Below are 23,629 nucleotides of genomic sequence, written 5' to 3'. Positions count from 1 at the left end.
ACCCGCGAGGGGTGCCGGGCCGCTGCCCGTGGGACGGGGCTACATCAGCGCTGCGGGCCGATGCCCTGCGAGTTGAGCCCCTCGATGATGCGGGCTGACTCCTCGAAGCCGATGACCACGATGGCGTCGGGGTTGAAGTCGGCCATCTGCTGGATCTCGGCGTCGTAGTTGGCGGCCTGCGGGTCGTAGGTCAGCGTCTGGATGCTGTCCTCGGGGAGACCCGCCGCGACCAGGTTCTGCCGGGTGTTCTCCATGAGCCCGGTGCCGTACGGGTCGTTGAGCGCCATGATCCCGACGGTGTTGTTGCCGTCGTTGATGATCAGGTCCGACAGCGCCCGCGCCTGCAGCGTGTCCGGGGGCGCGGTGCGGAAGTACAGCCCGTTGTCGTTGTAGTCGGTGAACTGGTCGGAGGTGTTCGCCGGCGAGAACTGGAGGACACCGGCGCCGGTGATCCGGTCGATGACCGTGAGGCTGACGCCCGAGGAGGCCGCACCGATGATGGCGCTGACGCCCTCCTGGAGCAGCCGGTCGACCGTCTGGGTGGCGGTGTCGGTCGACGCGTCACCGGAGTCACCCTCGGCCAGGCGGACGTCCTGACCGAGGACACCGCCAGCGGCGTTGATGTCCTGGACCGCCAGTCGGGCGCCGGCCACCTCGGGCGGGCCGAGGAAGGCCAGGTTGCCGGTGAGCGGCAGCAGCGTGCCGATGACCAGTTGCTCGCCGGTGGTGCCGGCCGCTGCATAGGCCGGGCCCTCGTCGGAGGAGGCGTTCTCCTCGTCCCCGGCGAAGACGAAGCTCGTCGGAGTGAGGACGCCCTGGTCGTCGAACTCCATGATGCCGAAGCTCGCCCGGGCCGGCTCACCCGGATCGCTGAAGGCCAGCGGTCCGGAGATGCCGTCGTAGTCGACGTTGCCGCCGTTGTTGATGATCTCCAGGCAGGCGGCGAAGTCGGTGCACTTCTCGCCGCCGAACGTCATCCCGTTGACGAACGCCTTGAAGACGTTGGCGTCGTTCGTGCCGGCGGCCTGCGCGGCCAGCGCGGTGATGACGATGGCGTCGTAGGTCTCGCCCGCGTAGTTGTAGTCCTCGAGGTTGGGGTCGATCTGGTCCAGCCGGCTGGTGAAGTCCGACGACAGCTCGGTCAGCGGGGTGGTGCCCTTCATGCCGTCCAGTGCCCCCGGCTGATCGGAGAAGGCATTGGCCAGCGCGTTGCCCATGTTGCCGTCGGTCCCGTAGACGTTGACCAGCCGCTCGCCACCGCCGCCGCCGCCGGCCCCGTTCTCACCGCCGCCGTCGTCGTCCCCGCCGCCGCACGCGGTGAGGACGAGCAGCGCCGCGGCCGAGACGGCGGCAGTGCGCGCGAGGATCCCTGTGCGCATCAAACAACTCCCACTGTGGTGTAGGCGTGCACCCGGCTCGCCCAGGCGGGCGACCGGTCAGTGGGGGGAAGGTAGCTGCCGGATCCGGGGGTGGAGCCGGGGTCGCCCGGACCGTGATCAGGTCGTGACCTGCTCGCTCCCAGCTCGTCACAGAGTGTGTTCGGCGCGCCACGAGCGTCACACCGGCGGTGTCAGCTCCCCGGCGCGGGGTCCGCCGCGGCCTGCGGCTGCAGGATGCGCTGTGCGAGCGCCTTCATCGACGTCCGTTCGTTCATGGCCGTCCGCTGGATGAACCGGAAGGCCTCGGCCTCGGTCATGCCCTCGTCGGCCATCAGCTTGCCCTTGGCCTGCTCGACCACCTTGCGGGTCTCCAGGCGCTCCTCGAGCGTGCGGACCTCGCCGTCGAGAGCGGTCATCTCGGCGAAGCGGCCGCGGGCCACCTCGATGGCCGGCACCAGGTCGTTCTTGGAGAACGGCTTGACCAGGTAGGCCATCGCGCCGGCGTCGCGGGCCCGCTCGACCAGCTCGCGCTGGCTGAAGGCGGTCAGCACGATGACCGGGGCGATGCGGGCCGAGGCGATCTGCTCGGCGGCGGAGAGCCCGTCGAGCACCGGCATCTGGATGTCGAGGATGACGAGGTCCGGCCGCAGCTCGGTGGCCCGGTCGACGGCCTGCTGTCCGTCCCCGACCTCGGCGACGACGGTGTACCCCTCCTCCTCGAGCATCTCCTTGAGGTCGAGGCGGATGAGCGCCTCGTCTTCGGCGATGAGGACCCGGATCGGCTCGCTGCTCACGCGCGGCAGCCTATCGATGCCGGGCGGTCCGCGACGGCCCGTTAGGCTGTTCCCCGCCTCACCGGCCGCCCCAGCGGGCCGGTACGCCCCCGTACCCCAATCGGCAGAGGGAGCGGATTCAAAACCCGCGCAGTGTGCGTTCGAGTCGCACCGGGGGCACCACGACATCGCGGTCCTCCGGACCGCCCCGCCACCACGTGACGTCCCCGGCACCGCTGAGCCGCTGCCCGTGTCCCGGTCGGTGAAAGGACCCCTCCTCCCCACCCCTCGCACGCTCGGGGCGGTGCCCTGGAGGGGGCCACCGGGCCCCCGCGACGGGCCCACCCCGGCCACCCGCCGTCCCCGGCCCGGATCGAACCCCGGACCCCCGCCCTGCTCGCCTCGGCAGGACAGGCCGACCCGGCGTTTACGGTGGCACCGTGAGCCAGCCCGAGCCGACGCCGTCCGCCCCGCACATGACCCCGGAGCAGTTCCGTCGGCACGGCCACCAGGTCGTCGACTGGATCGCCGACTACTGGACGCGGATCGGCTCCCTCCCCGTCCGCTCCCCCGTCGTCCCCGGCGACGTGCGCGCCGCGCTGCCGGACGCCGCCCCCGAGCAGGGCGAGCCGTTCGACGCCGTGCTGGCCGACCTCGACCGGGTCGTCGTCCCCGGCCTGACCCACTGGCAGCACCCCGGCTTCCTCGGCTACTTCCCCGCCAACACCTCGGGGCCCTCCGTGCTCGGGGACCTGGTGTCGTCCGGCCTCGGCGTGCAGGGCATGTCCTGGGTGACCAGCCCGGCCGCCACCGAGCTCGAGCAGCACGTCCTCGACTGGTTCGCCGACCTGCTCGGCCTGCCGGAGGCCTTCCGCTCGACCGGGCCCGGCGGCGGTGTGGTGCAGGACTCCAGCTCCGGCGGCAACCTCATCGCGCTCCTGGCGGCGCTGCACCGGGCCAGCGGCGGCGGGACGGTGCGCCAGGGCGTCCGGCCGGAGGAGTACACCGTCTACGTCTCCGCGGAGACGCACTCCTCGATGGAGAAGGCCGTGCGGATCGCGGGCCTGGGCAGTGACGCCGTCCGCATCGTCGAGGTGGACGGCGACCTGGCGATGCGTCCACAGTCGCTCAAGGCGCGCCTGGAACGGGACGTCGCCCGCGGGTACCGGCCGGTGCTGGTCTGCGCCACGGTCGGGACGACGTCGACGACGGCCGTCGACCGGCTCGCCGAGCTGGGCCCTATCTGCCGCGACGCCGGCGTCTGGCTGCACGTGGACGCCGCCTACGCGGGCGTGAGCGCCGTCGTCCCCGAGCTCCGGGAGCTGCAGGCCGGGGTCGAGTGGGCCGACAGCTACACCACCGACGCGCACAAGTGGCTGCTCACCGGCTTCGACGCGACGCTGTTCTGGGTGGCCGACCGGGCCGCGCTGACCGGGGCGCTGGCGATCCTGCCGGAGTACCTGCGCAACGCGGCCACCGACGCCGGCGCGGTCGTCGACTACCGCGACTGGCAGATCGAGCTCGGCCGCCGCTTCCGGGCGCTGAAGCTGTGGTTCGTGCTGCGCTGGTACGGAGCCGATGGCCTGCGGGCGCACATCCGGTCCGGCGTCGCGCTGGCGCAGGAGCTGGCCGGATGGGCCGACGCCGATGACCGCTTCGACGTCGTCGCCCCGCACCCGCTGTCGCTGGTGTGCCTGGCCCCGCGCTGGCCCGAGGGCGTGGACGCCGACGTCGCCACCATGACGCTGCTGGAGCGGCTCAACGACGGCGGCGAGGTCTTCCTGACCCACACCACCGTCCGCGGCCAGGTGGTGCTGCGGGTGGCGATCGGCGCGCCGACGACGACGCGCGCGCACGTCGAGCGGGCGTGGGCACTGCTGTGCGAGGGCCACGACTGGCTGGCCGCCGACTTCGCCGAGTCCGCCGCCGAGCGCGCCCGCGAGGAGGCCGAGCGCCGCGCCGCCGCCGAGCGGGCCCGCGAGGAGGCGGCACGAGCGGAGGCTGCGCCGGCCCCGGTCGAGACGCCGGCCGCGCAGGACGAGACGGCGGCTCAGGCCCGCGCCCAGGAGGACCTGCCGCCGTCGGCACCCACCCCGGCGCCCGAGGGGGACGCCGCCCGCCCGGAGGCCGACGGCGTCGTCCCGGCCGACGCGCAGGCCGACGCCAGGGGCACCGGCTCCTGAATCAGCCCTTGAGCGACCGGATGAGGCCCTGCTGGGCGACCGTGGCCACGTGGGTGCCGTCGGCCGCCCACACCTGGCCGAAGCACAGCGCCCGGCCGCCGGAGGCCGCGGGGCTGTCGGTCTCGTAGAGGAACCACTCGTCGGCCCGCACCGGCGCGTGGAACCACACCGCGTGGTCCAGGCTGGCACCGACGTACTGCCCGCCCCAGCCGCCGCCGATCCGGGCCAGCCCGGCCGAGAGCAGCGTCAGGTCGCTGACGAAGGTCAGCGCCGAGCGGTGAACGCTGGCGTCCTCGGGCAGCCGGCCGGCGACCCGCATCCACACGCAGGTACGGGTGTCCGGCGGCGTCTTCGGCGTCCGGTCGAAGGGGTCCTCCAGCAGCCGCTGCTCCACCGCCTCGCTGATGACCAGCGCGGCCGCGGCCCGCTCGCCGTAGGGGGCGACCACCTCGGGCAGGCTCGGCAGGGTCTCCGGCCCGGGCACCTCGGGCATCGGCAACGCGTGCTCGACGACCGGGGTCTCCGGCACCGAGGCGTCGGCGGTGAGGGCGAAGATCGCGACGTCCTCACCGCGGCGCCGCTGCCAGGCGATCACCCGGCGGGTGCTGAAGGTGCGCCCGTCCCGGATCCGCTCGACGGCGTAGCGGATCTCCTCGTGCGGATCGCCGGGCCGCAGGAAGTACGAGTGCAGCGAGTGCACGCCGCGCTCCCCCGGCAGCGTGCGCGACGCGGCCATCAGCGCCTGCCCGGCGACCTGCCCGCCGAAGATGCGCTGCAGCGGCGTCCGCGGCGTCTGGCCGACGAAGAGGTCGGTGTCCCGCTCCTCCAGGCCCAGGACCGCCATCAGCGCCGCGGCCTGGCTCCCGTCGCGCACGTGCGTCACGGGCTCTCCTCGCCGGCGCCCGTCACGCCCGCGCCGGGGCGTGCCGTGCCTTCGCGTGACCTCGCGAGCTCGGTCACGAGTCCGTTCCGACCTCGTGCACACGGATGAGGTTGGTGGAGCCGGGGGTGTTGGGCGGGCTGCCGGCCACGACCACCACCCGGTCGCCCTCCCGGAGCCGGCCGATGGACAGCAGCGAGAAGTCGACCTGCCTGACCATGTCGTCGGTGTGCTGCACCTCGGGGACGAGGAACGTCTCCACCCCCCAGGACAGCGCCAGCTGGCTGCGCACGCGCCCGTCGATGGTGAAGGCCAGCAGCGGCATCCGCGGGTGCAGCGCGGCCAGCCGGCGGGCGCTGTCACCGGTCTGGGTGAACGTGGCGAGGGCCCTGACGTCGAGGGACTCGGCGATGTCCCGGGCGGCCCGCACGATGGCGCCGGACCGCGAGCGCGACCGCCGGACCAGCTCGGGGGCCCACGCGGTGTCGCTCTCGACCGCGTCGATGATCCGTTCCATGGTGCGCACGGCACCGATCGGGTGCGCGCCCACGGAGGTCTCCCCCGAGAGCATCACGGCGTCGGCCCCGTCGAGGACGGCGTTGGCGACGTCGGAGGCCTCGGCGCGGGTGGGCCGGGAGTTGGTGATCATCGACTCGAGCATCTGGGTGGCCACGATGACCGGCTTGTTGCGCTCGCGGGCGGCCTGGATGGCCCGCTTCTGCACCAGCGGCACCTGCTCCAGCGCCAGCTCCACGCCCAGGTCGCCGCGGGCGACCATGATGCCGTCGAACGCCTCGACGATCTCCTCGAGGTTCGCCACCGCCTCCGGCTTCTCCAGCTTGGCGATGACCGGGACGGAGACGTCCTCCTGGCGCATGATGTCGCGCACCAGCTCCACGTCGCGCGGCGAGCGCACGAAGGACAGCGCGATGAAGTCGACCCCCATGTGCAGGGCGAATCGGAGGTCCTCCTCGTCCTTGTCCGACATCGCCGGCACGCTCACCGCGACGCCGGGCAGCGACAGGCCCTTGTTGTTCGACACCTCGCCGCCCTCGACGACCAGGCACCACACGTCCGGGCCCTCGATCCCGACGACCGACAGCGCCAGCTTGCCGTCGTCCACCAGCAGCCGGTCGCCGACCTTGGCGTCGGCGGCCAGGCCCTTGTAGGTGGTGGAGACCCGCTCGGGGGTGCCCTCGACGTCGTCGACGGTGATGCAGACCCGGCTGCCGGTCTCCCAGTGGACCGGGCCGTCGGCGAAGGTGCCGAGACGGATCTTCGGCCCCTGGAGGTCGGCGAGGACGGCCACGGCGTGACCGGTGCGGTCGGAGGCCTCGCGGACCATGTGGTAGGCCCGCTGGTGGTCGGCGTGCGCGCCGTGGCTGAAGTTCAGCCGGGCGACGTCCATCCCCGACTCGACGAGGGCGGTGACCTGCTCCAGGGAGCCGGTCGCCGGACCGAGCGTGCAGACGATCTTCGCGCGACGGGACATGCACAAGACGCTAGTGGGGCGGCCAACCGGGCGCGGGGAGGGTCCCCCGTGATCCTCGTCCACCGCGACGAGGGCCGGGCCCCGCGGATGCAGGACCCGGCCCCCGTCCGACGAGCGGGGGCCCGGAGGGGCCCCCGAGGAGGACTCGACCGCAGGGCTCCGCCCGATCGGGACGGCGGGAGGACCCCGTCCTCCCCACCCCGCGCAAGCTGGGGACGGGGCCGGAGCCTCGGGACGGGGCCTTACCGGAGCGCGACCGCGGTGGGGGTCACCGGACGCGGCAGCATCGTCGAGCCGGTCAGCCAGGCGTCGGCGGCGGCGGCGGCGGCCCGGCCCTCGGCGATGGCCCACACGATGAGCGACTGCCCGCGGCCCATGTCACCGGCGACGAAGACGCCGGGGACGGTGGACATGAACTCACCGTCCCGGGCGACGTTGCCGCGCTGGTCGAGGTCCACGCCCAGCCCCTCGACCAGGCCGGTGCGCTGAGCGCCGGTGAAGCCCATGGCCAGGAAGACCAGGTCGGCCGGGAGTTCCCGCTCGGTGCCCTCGACCTTCTGGAACCGGCCGTCGACCCGCTCCACGTCGTGGATGAGCAGCGCGCGCACGGTGCCGTGGTCGTCACCGACGAAGCGCTCGGTGTTGACGCTGTAGAGCCGCTCCCCGCCCTCCTCGTGGGCGCTGGAGACCCGCATGACCATCGGGTAGGTCGGCCACGGGTTGGTGTCGGCCCGGCGCTCCGGCGGCGCCGGCATGATCTCCAGCTGGGTCACCGAGAGGGCGCCCTGCCGGTGGGCGGTGCCGAGGCAGTCCGCGCCGGTGTCACCGCCACCGATGATCACGACGTGCTTGCCGTGGGCGTTGATCGGCGGCTCGTCGAGCTCGCCGAGGGCCTGCCGGTTGCCGAAGGGCAGGTACTCCATCGCCAGGTGGATGCCCCGCAGCTCCCGGCCGGGCGCGGGGAGGTCGCGGCCGAGGGTGGCGCCACCGGCCAGGACGACGGCGTCGTACTCGCCCCGGAGCTGCTCGACGGTCAGGTCGCCGTCCCGGCCGCTGCCGACCTCGACACCGGTGACGAACCGAGTGCCCTCGGCCCGCATCTGGCCCAGCCGCCGGTCGAGGACGGCCTTCTCCATCTTGAACTCGGGGATGCCGTAGCGGAGCAGCCCGCCGACCCGGTCGGCGCGCTCGAACACGGTGACGTCGTGCCCGGCGCGGGTGAGCTGCTGCGCGGCGGCCAGCCCGGCCGGGCCGGAGCCGATGACGGCGACCTTCTTGCCGGTGTGCTTCTGCGGGGGCACCGGCCGGACCAGGTCGCGCTGGAACGCCTGGTCGATGATCTCCCACTCGATCTGCTTGATCGTGACCGGCGACTCCTCCAGGTTCAGCACGCAGGAGCCCTCGCACGGCGCCGGGCACAGCTTCCCGGTGAACTCCGGGAAGTTGTTGGTCGCGTGCAGCCGCTCGATCGCCTCGGTCCAGTCGTCGCGGCGGGCGAGGTCGTTCCACTCCGGGATCAGGTTGCCCAGCGGGCAGCCGTGGTGGCAGAACGGGATGCCGCAGTCCATGCAGCGGGCGGCCTGCTGGCGCACCGCGGCGACCGGGAAGACGGCGTCCTCCCCGTTCTGCCGGGAGAGGTAGACGTCCTTCCAGTCCAGGATCCGCACGTCGACGGGGCGCCGCGGCGGCAGCGCCCGCTCGTGCTTCAGGAAACCGGTCGAGTCAGCCACGTGCGGCCTCCATCACTGCCCTGTCGACATCCGTACCGGCCGCCTCCGCGGCGCGCCGGGCCTCGAGCGCGCGGCGGTAGTCGCGCGGCATGATCACGCTGAACCGCTCGGACCAGCGGCCCCAGTCGGCCAGCAGCGCGGCGGCCACCGGCGACGCGGTGTCCGCGGCGTAGCGGACCAGCACGTCGCGCAGCCACTGCGCGGACTCCCCGTCCAGCGGCTCGACGTCCACCATCTCGGTGTTGACCCGGTGCCGGGGCAGGTCGAGGACGTAGCCGATGCCGCCGGACATGCCGGCCGCGATGTTGCGGCCGGTGGGGCCGAGGATCACCGCGGCGCCGCCGGTCATGTACTCCAGCGCGTGGTCGCCGACGCCCTCGACGACGGCCAGCGCACCGGAGTTGCGCACGCAGAACCGCTCGCCGACCCGGCCGCGCAGGAAGACCTCGCCGGCGGTGGCGCCGTAGCCGATGACGTTGCCGGCGATGACGTTGTCCTCGGCGGCGAAGGTCGCCTCGCGCGCCGGGCGGACGACGATGCGCCCGCCGGACAGGCCCTTGCCGACGTAGTCGTTGGCGTCGCCGAACAGCCGCATGGTGATGCCCCGCGGCACGAAGGCGCCGAAGGACTGGCCGGCCGACCCGGTGAAGGTCAGGTCGATCGTGCCCTCGGGCAGACCCTCGCCGCCGAAGCGCCGGGTGACCATCGAGCCCAGCATCGTGCCGACGGTGCGGTTGACGTTGCGCACCGGCAGCTCGAGGCTCACCGGCCGCGCGTCGAGCAGCGCGCCCTCGCACAGCTGGATCAGCGTCTGGTCCAGGGCGACGTCCAGGCCGTGGTCCTGCTCGCGCACCTGGTGCCGGGCGGCGCCCTCGGGCAGCTCCGGCACGGCCAGCATCCTGGACAGGTCCAGCCCGGCGGCCTTCCAGTGGTCGACCGCCTTGCGGGTGTCGAGCAGCTCGGCGTGCCCGATCGCCTCGTCCAGCGAGCGGAAGCCCAGCTCGGCGAGGTACTGGCGCACCTGCTCGGCGAGGAACTCGAAGAACGTGACCACGAACTCCGGCCGCCCGGTGAACCGCTTGCGCAGCTCGGGGTTCTGCGTCGCGACGCCGACCGGGCAGGTGTCGAGGTGGCAGACGCGCATCATCACGCAGCCGGAGACGACCAGCGGCGCGGTGGCGAAGCCGTACTCCTCGGCGCCCAGCAGCGCGGCGATGATCACGTCGCGGCCGGTCTTCATCTGCCCGTCGGCCTGCACCACGATGCGGTCGCGCAGGCCGTTGGCCAGCAGCGTCTGCTGCGTCTCGGCCAGGCCCAGCTCCCACGGCGAGCCGGCGTGCTTGAGCGACGTCAGCGGCGCCGCACCGGTCCCGCCGTCGTGCCCGGAGATGAGGACGACGTCGGCGTGCGCCTTGCTCACGCCGGCCGCGACCGTCCCGACCCCGACCTCGCTGACCAGCTTGACGTGGACCCGCGCCTCGTCGTTGGCGTTCTTCAGGTCGTGGATCAGCTGCTTGAGGTCCTCGATCGAGTAGATGTCGTGGTGCGGCGGCGGGCTGATCAGGCCGACGCCCGGCGTGGAGTGCCGGGTGCGGGCCACCCACGGGTAGACCTTGGCGCCGGGCAGCTGGCCGCCCTCGCCGGGCTTGGCGCCCTGCGCCATCTTGATCTGGATGTCGTCGGAGTTGACCAGGTACTCGCTGGTGACGCCGAACCGGCCGCTGGCCACCTGCTTGATCGCCGAGCGGCGCAGGTCGCCGTTCGGGTCGGGCTGGAACCGGTCGGGGTCCTCGCCGCCCTCGCCGGTGTTGGACTTGCCGCCCAGCCGGTTCATGGCGATCGCCAGGGTCTCGTGCGCCTCCTGCGAGATGGAGCCGTAGCTCATCGCGCCGGTCTGGAAGCGCTTGACGATCTCGCTCGCCGGCTCGACCTCGTCGATCGGCACGGGCGGGCGGACGCCGGTGCGCAGGGTGAACAGGCCGCGCAGGGTGGCGGCCTCCTCCGACAGCTGGTCGACGGTCTGCGTGTACCGCTGGAACACCTCGAACTGCCGCGACCGGGTGGCGTGCTGCAGCAGGAACACCGTCTCGGGGTTGAACAGGTGCACCTCGCCCTCGCGGCGCCACTGGTACTCACCGCCGGTCTCCAGCCGCCGGTGCGCGCGCTCGGTCGGGTTCTCCGGGTAGGCGCGGCGGTGGCGCATCGCCACCTCCTCGGCCAGGACGTCGATGCCGACGCCGCCCAGCGGGCAGGAGGTGCCGGTGAAGTACTCGTCGACGAGCTCCTGGGAGAGGCCGACGGCCTCGAAGATCTGCGCCATCGTGTACGAGCCGACGGTGCTGATGCCCATCTTGCTCATGACCTTCAGGACGCCCTTGCCCAGCGCCTTGACCACGTTGCGGTTGGCCTGCGCCGGCTGGATGCCGGTCAGGACGCCGTCGCGGATGAGGTCCTCGATCGACTCGAAGGCCAGGTACGGGTTGACCGCGGCGGCGCCGTAGCCGAGCAGCAGCGCGACGTGGTGCACCTCGCGACAGTCGCCGGACTCGACGACCAGGCCGACCTCCATGCGGGTCTTCTGCCGCACGAGGTGGTGGTGGACGGCCGCGGTCATCAGCAGCGACGGGATCGGCGCGCGGTTCTCGTCGCAGTCCCGGTCGGAGAGCACGATGATCCGCGCGCCGGCGGAGATGGCCTTGCTCACCTTGGTGCGCAGCTGCTCGACGGCCTGCGCCAGCGCCGTCCCGCCGCCGTGGACGTCGAAGTGGCCGGTGATCCGGACGGCGGCGTAGCCGGGCAGGTCGCCGTCGTCGTCGATGTGCAGGATCTTGGCCAGCTCGTCGTTGTCGATGACCGGGTAGGGCAGGAACAGCTGCCGGCAGGACGCCGGGGTGGCCCGCAGCAGGTTCTGCTCGGGGCCGAAGGTGCGGCCCAGGCTGGTCACCAGCTCCTCGCGGATGGCGTCCAGCGGCGGGTTGGTGACCTGGGCGAACAGCTGCCCGAAGTAGTCGTAGAGCAGCCGGGACCGGTCCGAGAGCGCGGCGACCGGGGTGTCGGTGCCCATGGAGCCGATCGGCTCGGCGCCCGAGGACGCCATCGGGGTGAGCAGGACCCGCAGGTCCTCCTCCGTGTAGCCGAACAGCTGCTGCCGGCGGACGACGGACTCGTGGCTGGGCCGGGCGCGGCGGCGCTCGGGCAGCTGCGGGAGGTGCACGAGGCCCGCGTGCAGCCAGTCCTCGTAGGGGCGCTCCCCGGCGAGCGCCCCCTTGACCTCCTCGTCGGAGACGATCTTCCCGGCGGCGGTGTCGACCAGGAACATCCGGCCCGGCTGCAGCCGGCCCTTGGCGACGACGTCGGCGTCGGGGATGTCGAGGACGCCGACCTCGCTGGCCAGGACGACCAGGTCGTCCCGGGTGTGCCACCAGCGGCCCGGGCGCAGCCCGTTGCGGTCGAGGACGGCGCCGATCAGCGTGCCGTCGGTGAAGGCGACCGCGGCCGGCCCGTCCCACGGCTCCATGATCGAGGCGTGGAACCGGTAGAAGGCCCGGCGGGCCGGGTCCATCTCGTCGTGGTTCTCCCACGCCTCCGGGATCATCATGAGCACCGCGTGCGGCAGCGAGCGGCCGGACAGGTGCAGCAGCTCGAGCACCTCGTCGAAGGTCGCCGAGTCGCTGAAGTCGCTGGCGGTGACCGGGAAGATGCGCTCCAGGCCCAGCTCGGAGGCGGGACCGGCCGGGCCGTCGAACAGCTCGGTGTCGAGCTTGGCCTCGCGGGCGCGCATCCGGTTCCGGTTGCCCTTGATGGTGTTGATCTCGCCGTTGTGCGCGATCACCCGGAACGGGTGGGCCAGCGGCCAGCTCGGGAAGGTGTTGGTCGAGAACCGGCTGTGCACCAGCGCGATCGCCGACGCGTAGCGCTCGTCGCGCAGGTCGGGGAAGAAGGCGGGCAGCTGGTCGGTGGTCAGCATGCCCTTGTAGGTGATGGTGCGGCTCGACAGCGAGGCGATGTACAGGGAGCTGCCGGCCTCGGTCGCGGCCCGCTCGGCGCGCTTGCGCAGCACGAAGGCGCGCCGCTCCAGCCGGGTGACGCCGTGGACGGCGACCCCGCCGCCGAAGGCGCTCCCGTCGGCCCGGGCACCGATGGTCTCGGCGACGAACACCTGGGCGAAGTGCGGCATGACCGCGCGGGCGGTGGGGCCCACGTCGGCGCCGTCCGGGTCGACCGGCAGCTCGCGCCAGCCGAGGACGGTCAGGCCCTCCTCGGCGGCGAGGCGGTCGACGTCCGCGAGGCGCGCGGCCCGCTCGGTCACGTCCACGGGCAGGAAGGCGATGCCGACGGCGTACTCGCCCACCGGGGGCAGGTCGAAGTCGACCTCGGCGCGCAGCAGCGCGTCGGGGACCTGGGTGAGGATGCCGGCGCCGTCGCCGGAGTTCGGCTCCGAGCCGGCCGCGCCGCGGTGGTCGAGGTTGTGCAGCGCCGTGAGGCCCGCGGCCACGATCCTCCGGCTGGCGCGACCCTGCACGTCGGCCACGAAGGCGACGCCGCAGGCGTCCTTGTCGTTGGCCGGGTCGTACAGGCCGGACGCCGGGGGCACCGCGGAGAACGGGACGGCCGTCCCGCGGGCGTCGGAAGGGACAGCGGCGGGGGCGGTGGAGTCGGACATGTCACTCCCGTCGTCGGCACGCCGCCTGCATCCCCGTCGGCGGTGACGGGAGCGGGCGGGGGGCGGGGGGCCCGGCCGGTGGTCAGTGGGCAGAGGAGCGGAGCACTGCGGGTGGCCGGCCGGCACGCGGTCGGGAGACCGTCGGGCAGACCCGGCTGGGCGAGTGCCGGGGGTGGTGCCCCGGCGCTGTCGTCCGCGGGGCGGCGCTGGCCCGGTTCCGACGCGTGCGACCCCGCCAGGATCACTGTGGGGTCCTGGCAGAAGGGTACACAGCCGTAACACCGATCTCGTACGGCCGAATCCGCGCCCGCGGCGCGTCGCCCTCAGGGCTCGGGGTGTCGCCGGGGCCCGTCCCCACCAGCCTCTTCGCCGTCGCGGCGCTCCGCGGCGGCAGGGGCGGCGTCCGCGGGGCGTGCGGCGACGGTCCCGGTGTCGCCAGCGTCACGTCCGCGGGTGATCACCTCACGCGGCCGGCCGCGCTGCCAGACCAGGTAGGCGACCGCGAGCAGCCCGACGACGACGGCGGTGTAGACGTTGAGCCGGATGCCGGCGATGGTCTCGGCGGGGTCGGTGCGCAGCAGCTCGATCCACAGCCGGCCGGCGCAGTAGAGGGCGACGTAGAGCGCGAAGGCCCGCCCGTGGCTGAGCCGGAAGCGGCGGTCGGCCCAGATCACCACGAGCGCCGCGGCCAGGTTCCACAGCAGCTCGTAGAGGAAGGTCGGGTGGAAGGTGCCGAGCACGAGCGGCTGGCCGTCGGGCCCGACCACCGCGCGGGTGCCGGTCCACTCGTAGATCCGCAGCGCCCAGGGCAGGTCGGTGGCCCGGCCGTAGAGCTCGTTGTTGAACCAGTTGCCCACCCGGCCGATGGCCTGGGCCACGAGCAGCCCGGGGGCCAGGGCGTCCCCGAACGCCGGCAGCGGGATGCCGCGGCGCCGGCAGGCGATCCAGGCGCCGACCGCACCCAGGGCGATGGCCCCCCAGATGCCGAGGCCGCCCTCCCAGATGGCGAAGGCCCGCCACGGGTCGCCGCCCTCACCGAAGTAGGGGCGCGGGCTGCTGACGACGTGGTACAGCCGGCCGCCGATGATCCCGAACGGCACGGCCCACACGGCGATGTCGAGGACGTCGCCCGGCGCTCCGCCCCGGGCCACCCAGCGGCGCTCGGTGAGGACGACCGCGGCGACGATGCCGGCGATGATGCACAGCGCGTAGGCGCGGATGGGCAGCGGGCCCAGCTCCCAGACCGCCTGGGTGGGGCTGGGGATGACGGCGAGGACGCTCACGCCTCCTCCTCGCTGGCGCTCGTCGGACGCGTGCGCGGCGCTGCTGTGTCCACTCGTGACCTCGCGAGCTCGGTCACCGAACGGCCACCGGACGGCGGACGCCCGCGGCGAGGTCCTCCGAGAGGCGGCGCACGCCGTCGGCCCCCCGGCCCTCGAGCAGCTCGCGCACGTAGGCCGACCCGACGATGACGCCGTCGGCGAAGCCGGCGACCTCGGCGGCCTGGTCCCCGTTCGAGACGCCCAGGCCCACGCACACCGGCAGGTCGGTGACCGCGCGGGTGCGCGCGACCAGCTTCTCGGCGGCGTCGCCGACGGTGGCCCGCGTGCCGGTGACGCCCATGGTGGAGGCGGCGTAGACGAACCCGCGGCAGGCCGCGGTGGTCGCGGCCAGGCGGGCGTCGGTGGACGACGGCGCGACCAGGAACACCCGGTCGAGGTCGTGCGCCGCGGAGGCGGCCAACCACGCCGCGGCCTCGTCGGGGACGAGGTCGGGGGTGATGGCCCCCGCTCCCCCGGCGGCGGCCAGGTCGGCGGCGAACCGGTCGACGCCGTAGCGCTCGACCGGGTTCCAGTAGCTCATCACCACCGGGACCGCGCCGGTGGCGGCGACCGCCTCGACGGCGCGCAGCACGTCCCGCATGCCGACGCCCGCGCGCACGGCCGGGTCGACGGCCTGCTGGATGACCGGGCCGTCCATGCCCGGGTCGCTGTAGGGGACGCCGACCTCGACGATGTCGGCCCCACCCACCCCACCGGCGTCGGCCCCGCCCTCGACCGCCGCGACCATGGCCGCGATCGAGGCGTCGACGTCCGGATAGCCGACCGGGAGGTAGGCGACCAGCGCCGCGCGCCCCTCGGCCTTCGCCCTCCCGATGGCCTCCGCCAGCCGGCTGCTCACGCGGACTCCCCCGCGTCCTGCCCGGCGACCGCGTCGCCGGAGGTGACCGCACCCTCGGTGGGCTGCTGGTCGGTGTCCATGCCGGCGCCCGGCTCGACGTGGTCGCGGTCGCCGAGGCCGAACCAGCGCGACGCCGTCTCGACGTCCTTGTCGCCGCGGCCCGAGAGGTTCACCAGCAGCAGCGCGTCCGGGCCCAGCTCCGCGCCCAGCTTCATCGCGCCAGCGAGGGCGTGCGCCGACTCGATCGCCGGGATGATGCCCTCGGTGCGGCACAGCAGCGCGAAGGCCTCCATGGCCTCGGCGTCGGTGACCGCCCGGTACTCCGCCCGGCCGATGTCGTGCAGGTGGGAGTGCTCGGGGCCCACGCCCGGGTAGTCCAGCCCGGCGCTGATCGAGTGCGACTCGACCGTCTGGCCGTTCTCGTCCTGCAGCAGGTAGGAGCGGGCGCCGTGCAGCACCCCCGGCGTCCCGCCGGTGATGGTGGCCGCGTGCCGGCCGGTCTCCACGCCGTCCCCGCCGGCCTCCAGGCCGATCAGCCGGACGCCGTCGTCGGGCACGAAGGCGGTGAAGATGCCGATCGCGTTGGAACCGCCGCCGACGCAGGCCAGGACGGCGTCGGGCAGCCGGCCGAGCCGCTCGAGCACCTGGGCGCGCGCCTCGTCGCCGATGACCCGCTGGAAGTCGCGGACCATCTCCGGGAACGGGTGCGGGCCGGCCACGGTGCCGAAGACGTAGTTGGTCGTCTCGACGTTGGTGACCCAGTCGCGGAAGGCCTCGTTGATCGCGTCCTTGAGGGTGCGCGAGCCGGTGGTGACCGGGACGACCTCGGCGCCGAGCAGCCGCATCCGGGCCACGTTGAGCGCCTGGCGGCGGGTGTCCTCCTCGCCCATGTAGATCGTGCAGGACAGCCCCATGAGCGCCGCCGCGGTCGCGGTCGCGACACCGTGCTGCCCGGCCCCGGTCTCGGCGATGACCCGCTGCTTGCCGATCCGCTTGGTCAGGAGCGCCTGGCCCAGCACGTTGTTGATCTTGTGCGAGCCGGTGTGGTTGAGGTCCTCGCGCTTGAGCCAGACGCGCGCTCCGCCGGCGTGCTCGGCGAACCGCGGTACCTCGGTGATCGGGCTGGGCCGGCCGGTGTAGTCGCGCTGCAGCGCGGCGAACTCCTCGATGAAGGCCGGGTCGACGCGCATCGCGCGGTAGGCCCCGGTCAGCTCGTCGAGGGCGGCGATCAGGGCCTCGGGCACGAACCGGCCACCGAAGACCCCGAAGTGGCCGGTGGCGTCGGGCCAGCTCGGGTGCGCCGGCTCGACTCGCGCTTCCGGCGGGGAGACGGCGCTCGTGGTCATGGCCCCAGTGTCCCGCGTTCGCAGGTGCAGGTGGTGGAGGGGGTCAGCGCGCCGGACCTCGGAACTGCGGCGCCTGCTCCTGCGGGTCGGCCCTCCTGCAGGGGCCCACCGCGAGCGTGCGAGCGGTGGGGGGCGGGAGGGTCCTTCTTCAGCGGGGGGTGTGCGGGGTGGCCGGGTGCGCGCCGGCCGTGACCAGGTCGGCGACCGCCTGGCGGGCGTCGCCGGCGGTGACCAGGCCCTCGCCGACGAGGACGGCGTCGGCGCCGGCGGCCGCGTAGGAGATGAGGTCGTGCGGGCCGCGGACACCGGACTCGGCGACCTTGACCACCCCCGACGGCAGCCCGGGGGCGATCCGCTCGAAGGTGGAGCGGTCGACCTGCAACGTGGTCAGGTCGCGGGCGTTGACCCCGATCACGGCGGCGCCGGCGGACAGCGCGCGGTCGGCCTCGGCCTCGGTGTGCACCTCGACCAGCGCCGTCATGCCCAGCGACTCCACCCGCTCCAGCAGGCCGACCAGGGCGTTCTGCTCGAGCGCGGCGACGATCAGCAGGACGACGTCCGCCCCGTGGGCGCGCGCCTCGTGCACCTGGTAGCTGGTCACCACGAAGTCCTTGCACAGCACCGGGACGTCGACGGCGGCCCGGACGGCGGCGAGGTCGGCCTGCCCGCCGCCGAAGCGCCGCCGCTCGGTGAGCACGCTGATCACCCGGGCGCCGCCGTCGGCGTACTGGCGGGCGAGCACCGCGGGGTCGGGGATGGCGGCGAGCGCGCCCTTGGAGGGGCTCTGCCGCTTCACCTCGGCGATCACGCCGACGCCGGGGGCGCGCAGCGCGGCCAGGGCGTCGAGGGGTGGGCGGGCGTCCCGTGCCGCGGCCTTGACCTTCGCCAGCGGCGTGACCGCCTCGCGTGCCGCCAGGTCCTCCCGGACGCCGGCGACGATCTCGTCGAGCACGGACACGAGTCCTCCCCGCTGCTGCTCGTCATCCGCCCACCGGGCCATGCAGACCGACCACCGGGCGCGGCCCCGGCCGGGACCCGATCCGTGGACCCACTCTAGAGGCGGCGGACGCACCGGTTCCCCGCGGGGGCGGGGGCACTCCCAGGCCGCGGGTGTGGACCCGGGGGTCCCGGGTAGTCATCGCGGTTCGGTCGGGTCCTCGGTGGGGTCCTCCCCGCGGTCGAGCGCCCGCCAGGCGTCCAGTGCGCGGTCCTCGTCCGTGCGCGGGCGGACGGGGGTGACGGCCGTGGCGGCGGGGCGCTCGTAGCGGCGTCCCATGCCCGGCCAGGTGCGTCCGCGCAGCACGGTGAGCAGCCCCGCCGCCACGGCCAGCAGCCCGGCGACGAGGGCGAGCACCGGCCAGGCGGCGGACACCGCGGTCGTGAGCGTGCTGCCCGGCGTCCCGCTGCCGACGAGCCCGGCCGCCGCGGCGTCCGGGTCGGGAACCAGCCCGCGCAGCCCCGACCAGCCGAGCACTCCCCCGGCGACGGCGGCCAGCAGCCCGACCAGCACGCGCCCGGCACCCCGGACGGCGACCAGCGCGACCGCGGCCGCCAGCAGCAGCAGGCCCCCGGCCGGGACGAGCGGCGCGAGCTCCGAGCCGGTCAGCTGCTCGGTGACCGGCGGCAGGGGCTCGGGGCGTACGACGGTCGCGGTGACCCAGGCCTGCCCGCCGGTGGACAGCGCCAGCGCCCCGGCCGCGGCCGTCCCGACGACGGCCGCGGCCATCTCGTGGCGGGCCGTCGCCGTCACGGCAGCTCCCGCATCCCCTCCGCCGTCGCGATCGCCGACAGCACCGCCCGCGCCTTGTGCCGGGTCTCGGCCTCCTCGGTCGCCGGGTCGCTGTCGGCGACGATGCCCGCGCCGGCCTGCACGTAGGCGCGGCCCTGGTGCAGCACCGCCGTCCGGATGGCGATCGCCATGTCGAGGTCGCCGCTGGCGTCGACGTAGCCGACGGTGCCGGCGTAGAGCGCCCGCCGGGTGGGCTCCAGCGACTCGATGATCTCCATCGCGCGCGGCTTGGGCGCCCCGGAGACGGTGCCCGCGGGGAAGGTCGCGTCGAATACGTCCAGGGCGTCGTAGGCGGGCGCGACCTCCCCGGCGACGGTCGACACCAGGTGCATCACGTGGCTGTAGTGCTCGACCCGCATGAAGTCGGGCACCTCGACCGACCCCGGCACGCAGACCCGGCCCAGGTCGTTGCGGGCCAGGTCGACCAGCATCACGTGCTCGGCGCGCTCCTTGGGGTCGGCGAGCAGGCCCTCGGCCAGCCGCACGTCCTCCTCGGGGGTCGCGCCGCGCGGGCGGGTGCCGGCCGGCGGGTGGACGACGGCCGAGCTGCCGGTCACCGTGACCAGCGCCTCCGGGGAGGAGCCGACGACGTCGAACGGCGACTCCCGCCCGGCGAAGCGCAGCAGGTACATGTACGGGGAGGGGTTGGTCGCCCGCAGCACCCGGTACAGGTCCAGCGCCTCGACCTCGGTGGGCACCTCGAAGCGCTGGGAGAGCACCACCTGGAAGGCGTCGCCGGCGCGGATGTGCTCGCGGACCCGCTCCACGCCGTCCGCGAAGACCCCCGGCGCCATGTTGCTCTGCACCGTCGGGGGCGTGGCCGTGGCGAAGGTGGCCACCCCGGGCGGCGCGGCCTTGGCCAGGTCGGCGGCCATCGCGTCGAGCCGGGTGACCGCGTCGTCGTAGTCCGCGGAGAGCGCGTTGGCGATCAGCAGCACGGTGCCGTCGTGGTGGTCGAGGACGGCGAGGTCGGTGACCAGCATGAGCGCCAGCTCGGGCATGCCGAGGTCGTCGGTGCTGGTGACCGGCAGCCGCTCCAGCCGCCGGACGACGTCGTAGCCGAGGTAGCCGACCAGCCCGCCGGTGAGCCGGGGCAGGTCGGGGCGGCGCGGCGAGCGCAGCCGGCGGGCCAGCGTGCGGACGGCGGCCAGCGGGTCCCCGGGCAGGTCGTCGGTGAGGCCGGGCAACTCCTCCCCCAGCCACAGCGCGGCGCCGTCCCGCTCGGTCAGCACCCCGGCGCTGCGGACGCCGACGAAGCTGTACCGGCTCCACTGCTTGCCCTGCTCGGCGGACTCGAGCAGCACGGTGCCCGGCCGGTTGCCGGCGAGCTTGCGGTAGATGCCGACCGCGGTCTCGCCGTCGGCGAGCAGCCGCCGGGTGACCGGCACCATCACACGGCCACGCCCCGCCCGGTCGAGCGCCGCGAACTCCATCCGCGACGGGGCGGTCTCACCGAGCCGCACGGGTGACCTCCAGCGGGCGGTGGAAGCAGGAGCGCTGGCCGGTGTGGCAGGCCGGGCCCTCCTGGTCGACGAGCACCAGCAGCGCGTCGCCGTCGCAGTCCAGGCGGACGTCGCGGACCCACTGGCGGTGCCCGGAGGTCTCGCCCTTCACCCAGTACTCGCGCCGGCTGCGCGACCAGTAGGTGGCCCGGCCGGTGGTGAGGGTGCGGCGCAGCGCCTCGTCGTCCATCCAGGCGACCATGAGAACCTCACCGGTGTCGTGCTGCTGGACGACGGCGGCGACCAGCCCGGCGGGGTCGCGGCGCAGGAGTGCTGCGACCGCGGGGTCCAGGGCGGACTCGGCGGCGGGGGCGGCGGACATGCGCCCGATCGTCCCACCCGCTGCCGACCGGCCGGGTCACCGGTGCGGCGTCGCCCCCCCGTCGGGGCGGCCCCCGAACCAGGCGCGCGCCGGCCGGCCGGAGCTGAGCCCCAGGGCGACCGCCGGCCCGGCGGCGAAGCAGAGGACCAGGAGCAGCAGTACGCCGGTGGCCGAGTCGAAGGCGGTGAGCAGGCGCACCGCCCAGTAGGCGGCCAGCGCAAGCTGCAGCGCGAGTGCACCGACCAGCACCCAGCGGGCGAGGGGGCTGCGGCGGGTGAGGGCCAGGATCCCGCCGGCTCCCAGCGCGGCGACCGAGACCAGCTGCACGACGGCGAGCGCGCCAGCCTCGGCGGCCAGGGCCGCTCCGTCGGCCGGGAAGCCGGGCTGGTCCGCGGCCATCGCGAACACCGTCCCCACCAGCTGGACGTAGGCGGTCGCGAGGGCCACGCCCGCGGCCTGCACGAGGGCGAGCACCGCGGCGGCGACGACCTGCCCCGGCCGCTGCGGGCGGGCGGGCGCCGGCGACCAGGGCTGCGGCCACGGGGTCGCGTGGAGAGCCGCCGGGGGAACCCAGTACGGCATCGTCGTCGGCGGGGGGCCGGCGTAGGGGGCGCCCGGCTGGGTCTCGGTCGCCGGGTCGGACCAGGGGTCGGGGCGGGGGCCCGTCACAGGACGGCTGCCAGCGCCCGGCCCGCCACGCGGCCGGAGAACAGGCAGCCGCCGAGGAAGGTGCCCTCCAGCGAGCGGTAGCCGTGCACCCCGCCGCCGCCGAAGCCCGCGACCTCGCCCGCGGCGTAGAGGCCGGGGAAGACCGCACCCCCGGGCCGCAGCACCCGGCCGGAGAGGTCGGTCTCGAGACCGCCGAGGGTCTTGCGGGTGATCAGGTTCAGCCGGACGGCGACCAGCGGGCCGGCCTCGGGGTCGAGGAGCCGGTGCGGCGGGGCGACGCGGATCAACTTGTCGCCGAGGTAGTTCCGGGCGCCGCGGATCGCGGTGACCTGCAGGTCCTTGGTGAAGGGGTGGGCGATCTCGCGGTCGCGGGCGACGACCTCCCGCTCGACGTCGGCCAGCCGCAGCTCGGGGGTGCCGCCGGTGACGCGGTTCATGCCGGCGACCAGCTCGGGCAGCGTCCGGGCGACGACGAAGTCCTCGCCCTCGTCGAGGAAGGCCTGCACGGGCGCGGCGACCCCGGCCCTGACCCGGTTCAGCAGGAGCGTGACGTCCTTGCCGGTGAGGTCGGGGTTCTGCTCGGAGCCCGACAGCGCGAACTCCTTCTCCACGATCTTGTGCGTGGCGACGAACCAGGTGTGCTCGTGGCCGGTCTGCCCGATGTGGGCCAGCGTGCCGAGGGTGTCGAAGCCGGGGAACAGCGGCACGGGCAGCCGCTTGCCGGTCGCGTCCAGCCACAGCGACGAGGGCCCCGGCAGGATCCGGATGCCGTGCCGCTCCCAGACCGGTGAGTGGTTGGCGATGCCCTCGGTGTAGTGCCACATCCGGTCGCGGTTGACCACGTTCGCGCCGGCGGCCTCCGTGGCCTGCAGCATCCGCCCGTCGACGTGTGCCGGGACGCCGGACAGCAGCCGTTGCGGCGCCGGGCCGAGGCGGGCGGGCCAGTTCTGCCGGACCAGGTCGTGGTTGCCGCCGATGCCGCCGGAGGTGACGACGACGGCCTGCGCCGAGACCTCGAACCCCCCGGCCGCGTCGCGGGTGCTCGCCTCCCCCCGGGCGACGCCGCTGGGCTCGAGCACGGTGCCGCGGACGCCGGTGACCGCGCCGCCGCTGACCACCAGCTCGTCGACGCGGTGGCGGAACAGCAGCTGCAGCACGCCGCGGTCGGCGGCGTCCCGGACGCGGCGGGCGAAGGGCGCGACCAGGCCCGGCCCGGTGCCCCAGACGATGTGGAAGCGGGGCACCGAGTTGCCGTGGCCGGTGGCGGTGTAGCCGCCGCGCTCGGCCCAGCCGACGACGGGGAAGAACCCGACGCCCTGCTCGCGCAGCCACGCCCGCTTCTCGCCCGCGGCGAACTGCAGGTAGGCCTCGGCCCACCGGCGCGGCCAGTGGTCCTCCGCACGGTCGAAGGCGGCGGCGCCGAGCCAGTCCTGCCGGGCCAGCTCGAGCGAGTCGTGCACCCGCAGCCGGCGCTGCTCGGGCGAGTCGACGAGGAACAGCCCCCCGAAGGACCACCAGGCCTGCCCGCCGAGGGACTGCTCCGGCTCCTGGTCCAGCAGCACGACCCGCTTGCCCGCGTCGGCCAGCTCCGCGGCGGCGACCAGTCCGGCCAGCCCCGCCCCCACCACGACGACGTCGGTGTCGATCACGGAGTGAACGCTAACGGGTGCGCTGTGTCCGGCGGCCCTGCTCGGGCGGTCGCGTCGCCCGGGCGGGGCGCGTCCACTCCCGGACCGGGCGGCGGACGGCGAGCGCCAGGCAGCCGACCGGCCCGACCAGCAGCAGCAGCGCCTGCCCGGCCACCGATCCCAGGCCCAGCGCGCCGAACAGCAGCGCCGTGCCGAGCAGCCCGAGCACCAGGACGACGCTGACGCCGGCCAGCAGGACCCACGCCCGCGCCCGCCCGAGGACCACCAGCACCGCGCCGGCCAACGCCGCCCCGGCGAGCACCGCGGGGACGGCGGCGGACCAGGCCGTCGCCACCTCCGGGTCGCGCAGCAGCCAGGCCAGCCACAGGTACTCGGCGGCGACCAGGACGGCGAAGACGGCGGCGAACGGCACGAGCACCGGGCGCCCGGGCGATGGGGACGCGGGTTGCTGCCGGGGCGCGGCCCGCGGCGAGCGCCGCGCCGCCGCCCGGCCGCGGGAGGGGGACGACGCCATGGCCGGCAGCGTAGGTCGGCCGGCTGTGCGGTCGCCGGACGACGGTCAGCGGGTCCGGCGCGGCCTCGCGGCGACCCAGCGGCGCACCCGCGGGGTGGCCGCGAGCACCGCGGCGAGCACCGGGGCGAGCAGGAGCAGCAGCGGCAGGGCCGGGTTCCCGGCGTCCTCGGTGCCGGTGGCCGCCCAGACGACCGCCCCGGCCAGCAGCGCGACCGGGACGACGGCCAGGACCAGGACCAGCCAGCTGCGGCGGGCCAGCAGCCACGCCGCGCCGAGGACCTGCACCAGCGGCGCGGCGAGCAGCAGGTAGGTCCAGGGGTCGGGTCCGGCGTCGGCGGAGAGCCCCCCGAGCGCCACGGCGATGACGGCGAGGAAGAGCGTGGGCAGCGCGCCGACGATGCCCAGGACGCCGGCGACCAGCGCGAGCGGCGGGATGCGCGCGTCCGGTGGGGGGAGGTCGGCGGCCGGACGGCCTCGGTCGCGGGGGGTGGCCACACCCGCAGGCTAGGCGCCGCGGGGCCCGCACCGACCTCACCCCGCGGTCGCCGTCCTCGTGT

18 protein-coding genes and 1 tRNA gene are annotated in these 23,629 nt (G+C 74.7%); 2 read left to right on the top strand and 17 right to left on the bottom strand.

The window, feature by feature from the left end; all coding sequences use genetic code 11:
* Positions 1–44 precede the first annotated feature (44 nt).
* On the bottom strand, positions 45–1,379 hold the full coding sequence (locus tag ACI78Z_RS02305; RefSeq protein ID WP_457034903.1) for an ABC transporter substrate-binding protein: 1,335 nt from the start codon (positions 1,377–1,379) through the stop codon (positions 45–47).
* Positions 1,380–1,570: 191 nt separating this feature from the next.
* The gene (locus tag ACI78Z_RS02300; protein ID WP_457034902.1) at positions 1,571–2,173 is read right to left on the bottom strand and encodes an ANTAR domain-containing response regulator; all 603 of its coding nucleotides are present in this window, start codon (positions 2,171–2,173) and stop codon (positions 1,571–1,573) included.
* Between the two features lie 85 nt (positions 2,174–2,258).
* Here ACI78Z_RS02300 and ACI78Z_RS02295 point away from each other — a divergent pair.
* Positions 2,259–2,335, top strand: a tRNA-Leu gene (locus ACI78Z_RS02295).
* A gap of 257 nt (positions 2,336–2,592) precedes the next feature.
* Entirely contained in the window at positions 2,593–4,335 is a 1,743-nt protein-coding gene (locus ACI78Z_RS02290; RefSeq protein WP_457034901.1) for a pyridoxal phosphate-dependent decarboxylase family protein, read from the top strand.
* 1 nt (position 4,336) lies between these two features.
* Here ACI78Z_RS02290 and ACI78Z_RS02285 read toward each other — a convergent pair whose 3' ends face one another.
* The 15 genes from ACI78Z_RS02285 to ACI78Z_RS02215 all read right to left on the bottom strand — a co-directional run bounded on the left by ACI78Z_RS02285 (position 4,337) and on the right by ACI78Z_RS02215 (position 23,567).
* Entirely contained in the window at positions 4,337–5,218 is an 882-nt protein-coding gene (locus tag ACI78Z_RS02285; protein ID WP_457034900.1) for an acyl-CoA thioesterase, read from the bottom strand.
* A gap of 73 nt (positions 5,219–5,291) precedes the next feature.
* On the bottom strand, positions 5,292–6,707 hold the full coding sequence (gene pyk, locus ACI78Z_RS02280; RefSeq protein WP_457034899.1) for a pyruvate kinase: 1,416 nt from the start codon (positions 6,705–6,707) through the stop codon (positions 5,292–5,294).
* Between the two features lie 242 nt (positions 6,708–6,949).
* The gene (locus tag ACI78Z_RS02275) at positions 6,950–8,437 is read right to left on the bottom strand and encodes a glutamate synthase subunit beta (RefSeq protein WP_457034898.1); all 1,488 of its coding nucleotides are present in this window, start codon (positions 8,435–8,437) and stop codon (positions 6,950–6,952) included.
* Positions 8,430–13,100 carry a glutamate synthase large subunit gene (gltB, locus tag ACI78Z_RS02270; protein ID WP_457034897.1) on the bottom strand — a complete coding sequence of 1,557 codons (4,671 nt, stop codon included), beginning with the start codon at positions 13,098–13,100 and terminating at the stop codon, positions 8,430–8,432. Before gltB ends, ACI78Z_RS02275 begins: the two co-directional genes overlap by 8 nt.
* A 323-nt stretch (positions 13,101–13,423) precedes the next feature.
* Positions 13,424–14,383: a prolipoprotein diacylglyceryl transferase gene (gene lgt, locus ACI78Z_RS02265; protein ID WP_457034896.1), complete on the bottom strand. Its 960-nt coding sequence runs from the start codon at positions 14,381–14,383 to the stop codon at positions 13,424–13,426.
* A gap of 73 nt (positions 14,384–14,456) precedes the next feature.
* Positions 14,457–15,281, bottom strand: coding sequence for a tryptophan synthase subunit alpha (gene trpA, locus ACI78Z_RS02260; RefSeq protein ID WP_457034895.1), 825 nt, complete (start codon positions 15,279–15,281; stop codon positions 14,457–14,459).
* Positions 15,278–16,627, bottom strand: coding sequence for a tryptophan synthase subunit beta (trpB, locus tag ACI78Z_RS02255; protein WP_457034894.1), 1,350 nt, complete (start codon positions 16,625–16,627; stop codon positions 15,278–15,280). Before trpB ends, trpA begins: the two co-directional genes overlap by 4 nt.
* A 148-nt stretch (positions 16,628–16,775) precedes the next feature.
* Complete coding sequence (gene trpC / locus ACI78Z_RS02250) at positions 16,776–17,585, bottom strand: indole-3-glycerol phosphate synthase TrpC (protein WP_457034893.1); 810 nt, start codon at positions 17,583–17,585, stop codon at positions 16,776–16,778.
* A gap of 177 nt (positions 17,586–17,762) precedes the next feature.
* Positions 17,763–18,377 (bottom strand): Trp biosynthesis-associated membrane protein, encoded by a 615-nt coding sequence (locus ACI78Z_RS02245; RefSeq protein ID WP_457034892.1) that lies wholly within the window; start codon positions 18,375–18,377, stop codon positions 17,763–17,765.
* Positions 18,374–19,879, bottom strand: a complete 1,506-nt coding sequence (locus tag ACI78Z_RS02240; protein WP_457034891.1) for an anthranilate synthase component I — start codon at positions 19,877–19,879, stop codon at positions 18,374–18,376. Before ACI78Z_RS02240 ends, ACI78Z_RS02245 begins: the two co-directional genes overlap by 4 nt.
* Complete coding sequence (gene hisI, locus ACI78Z_RS02235) at positions 19,866–20,240, bottom strand: phosphoribosyl-AMP cyclohydrolase (RefSeq protein WP_457034890.1); 375 nt, start codon at positions 20,238–20,240, stop codon at positions 19,866–19,868. Before hisI ends, ACI78Z_RS02240 begins: the two co-directional genes overlap by 14 nt.
* 36 nt (positions 20,241–20,276) lie before the next feature.
* Positions 20,277–20,909 carry a hypothetical protein gene (locus ACI78Z_RS02230; protein ID WP_457034889.1) on the bottom strand — a complete coding sequence of 211 codons (633 nt, stop codon included), beginning with the start codon at positions 20,907–20,909 and terminating at the stop codon, positions 20,277–20,279.
* Complete coding sequence (locus ACI78Z_RS02225) at positions 20,906–22,558, bottom strand: FAD-binding dehydrogenase (RefSeq protein ID WP_457034888.1); 1,653 nt, start codon at positions 22,556–22,558, stop codon at positions 20,906–20,908. Before ACI78Z_RS02225 ends, ACI78Z_RS02230 begins: the two co-directional genes overlap by 4 nt.
* 10 nt (positions 22,559–22,568) lie before the next feature.
* On the bottom strand, positions 22,569–23,072 hold the full coding sequence (locus tag ACI78Z_RS02220; protein ID WP_457034887.1) for a hypothetical protein: 504 nt from the start codon (positions 23,070–23,072) through the stop codon (positions 22,569–22,571).
* Positions 23,073–23,117: 45 nt separating this feature from the next.
* Positions 23,118–23,567, bottom strand: coding sequence for a hypothetical protein (locus ACI78Z_RS02215; protein ID WP_457034886.1), 450 nt, complete (start codon positions 23,565–23,567; stop codon positions 23,118–23,120).
* Positions 23,568–23,629: the final 62 nt, after the last annotated feature.

The sequence above is a fragment of the Geodermatophilus sp. SYSU D01176 genome, assembly GCF_054050015.1.
This window is presented reverse-complemented; position numbering and strand designations above follow the sequence as displayed.

Excerpts from the sequence above, each read along its gene's own strand:
- gltB (WP_457034897.1), bottom strand. The coding sequence starts at position 13,100 with ATGTCCGACTCCACCGCCCCCGCCGCTGTCCCTTCCGACGCCCGCGGG.
- hisI (WP_457034890.1), bottom strand. The coding sequence starts at position 20,240 with ATGTCCGCCGCCCCCGCCGCCGAGTCCGCCCTGGACCCCGCGGTCGCA.
- pyk (WP_457034899.1), bottom strand. The coding sequence starts at position 6,707 with ATGTCCCGTCGCGCGAAGATCGTCTGCACGCTCGGTCCGGCGACCGGC.
- trpB (WP_457034894.1), bottom strand. The coding sequence starts at position 16,627 with ATGACCACGAGCGCCGTCTCCCCGCCGGAAGCGCGAGTCGAGCCGGCG.
- ACI78Z_RS02305 (WP_457034903.1), bottom strand. The coding sequence starts at position 1,379 with ATGCGCACAGGGATCCTCGCGCGCACTGCCGCCGTCTCGGCCGCGGCG.
- ACI78Z_RS02220 (WP_457034887.1), bottom strand. The coding sequence starts at position 23,072 with ATGGCGTCGTCCCCCTCCCGCGGCCGGGCGGCGGCGCGGCGCTCGCCG.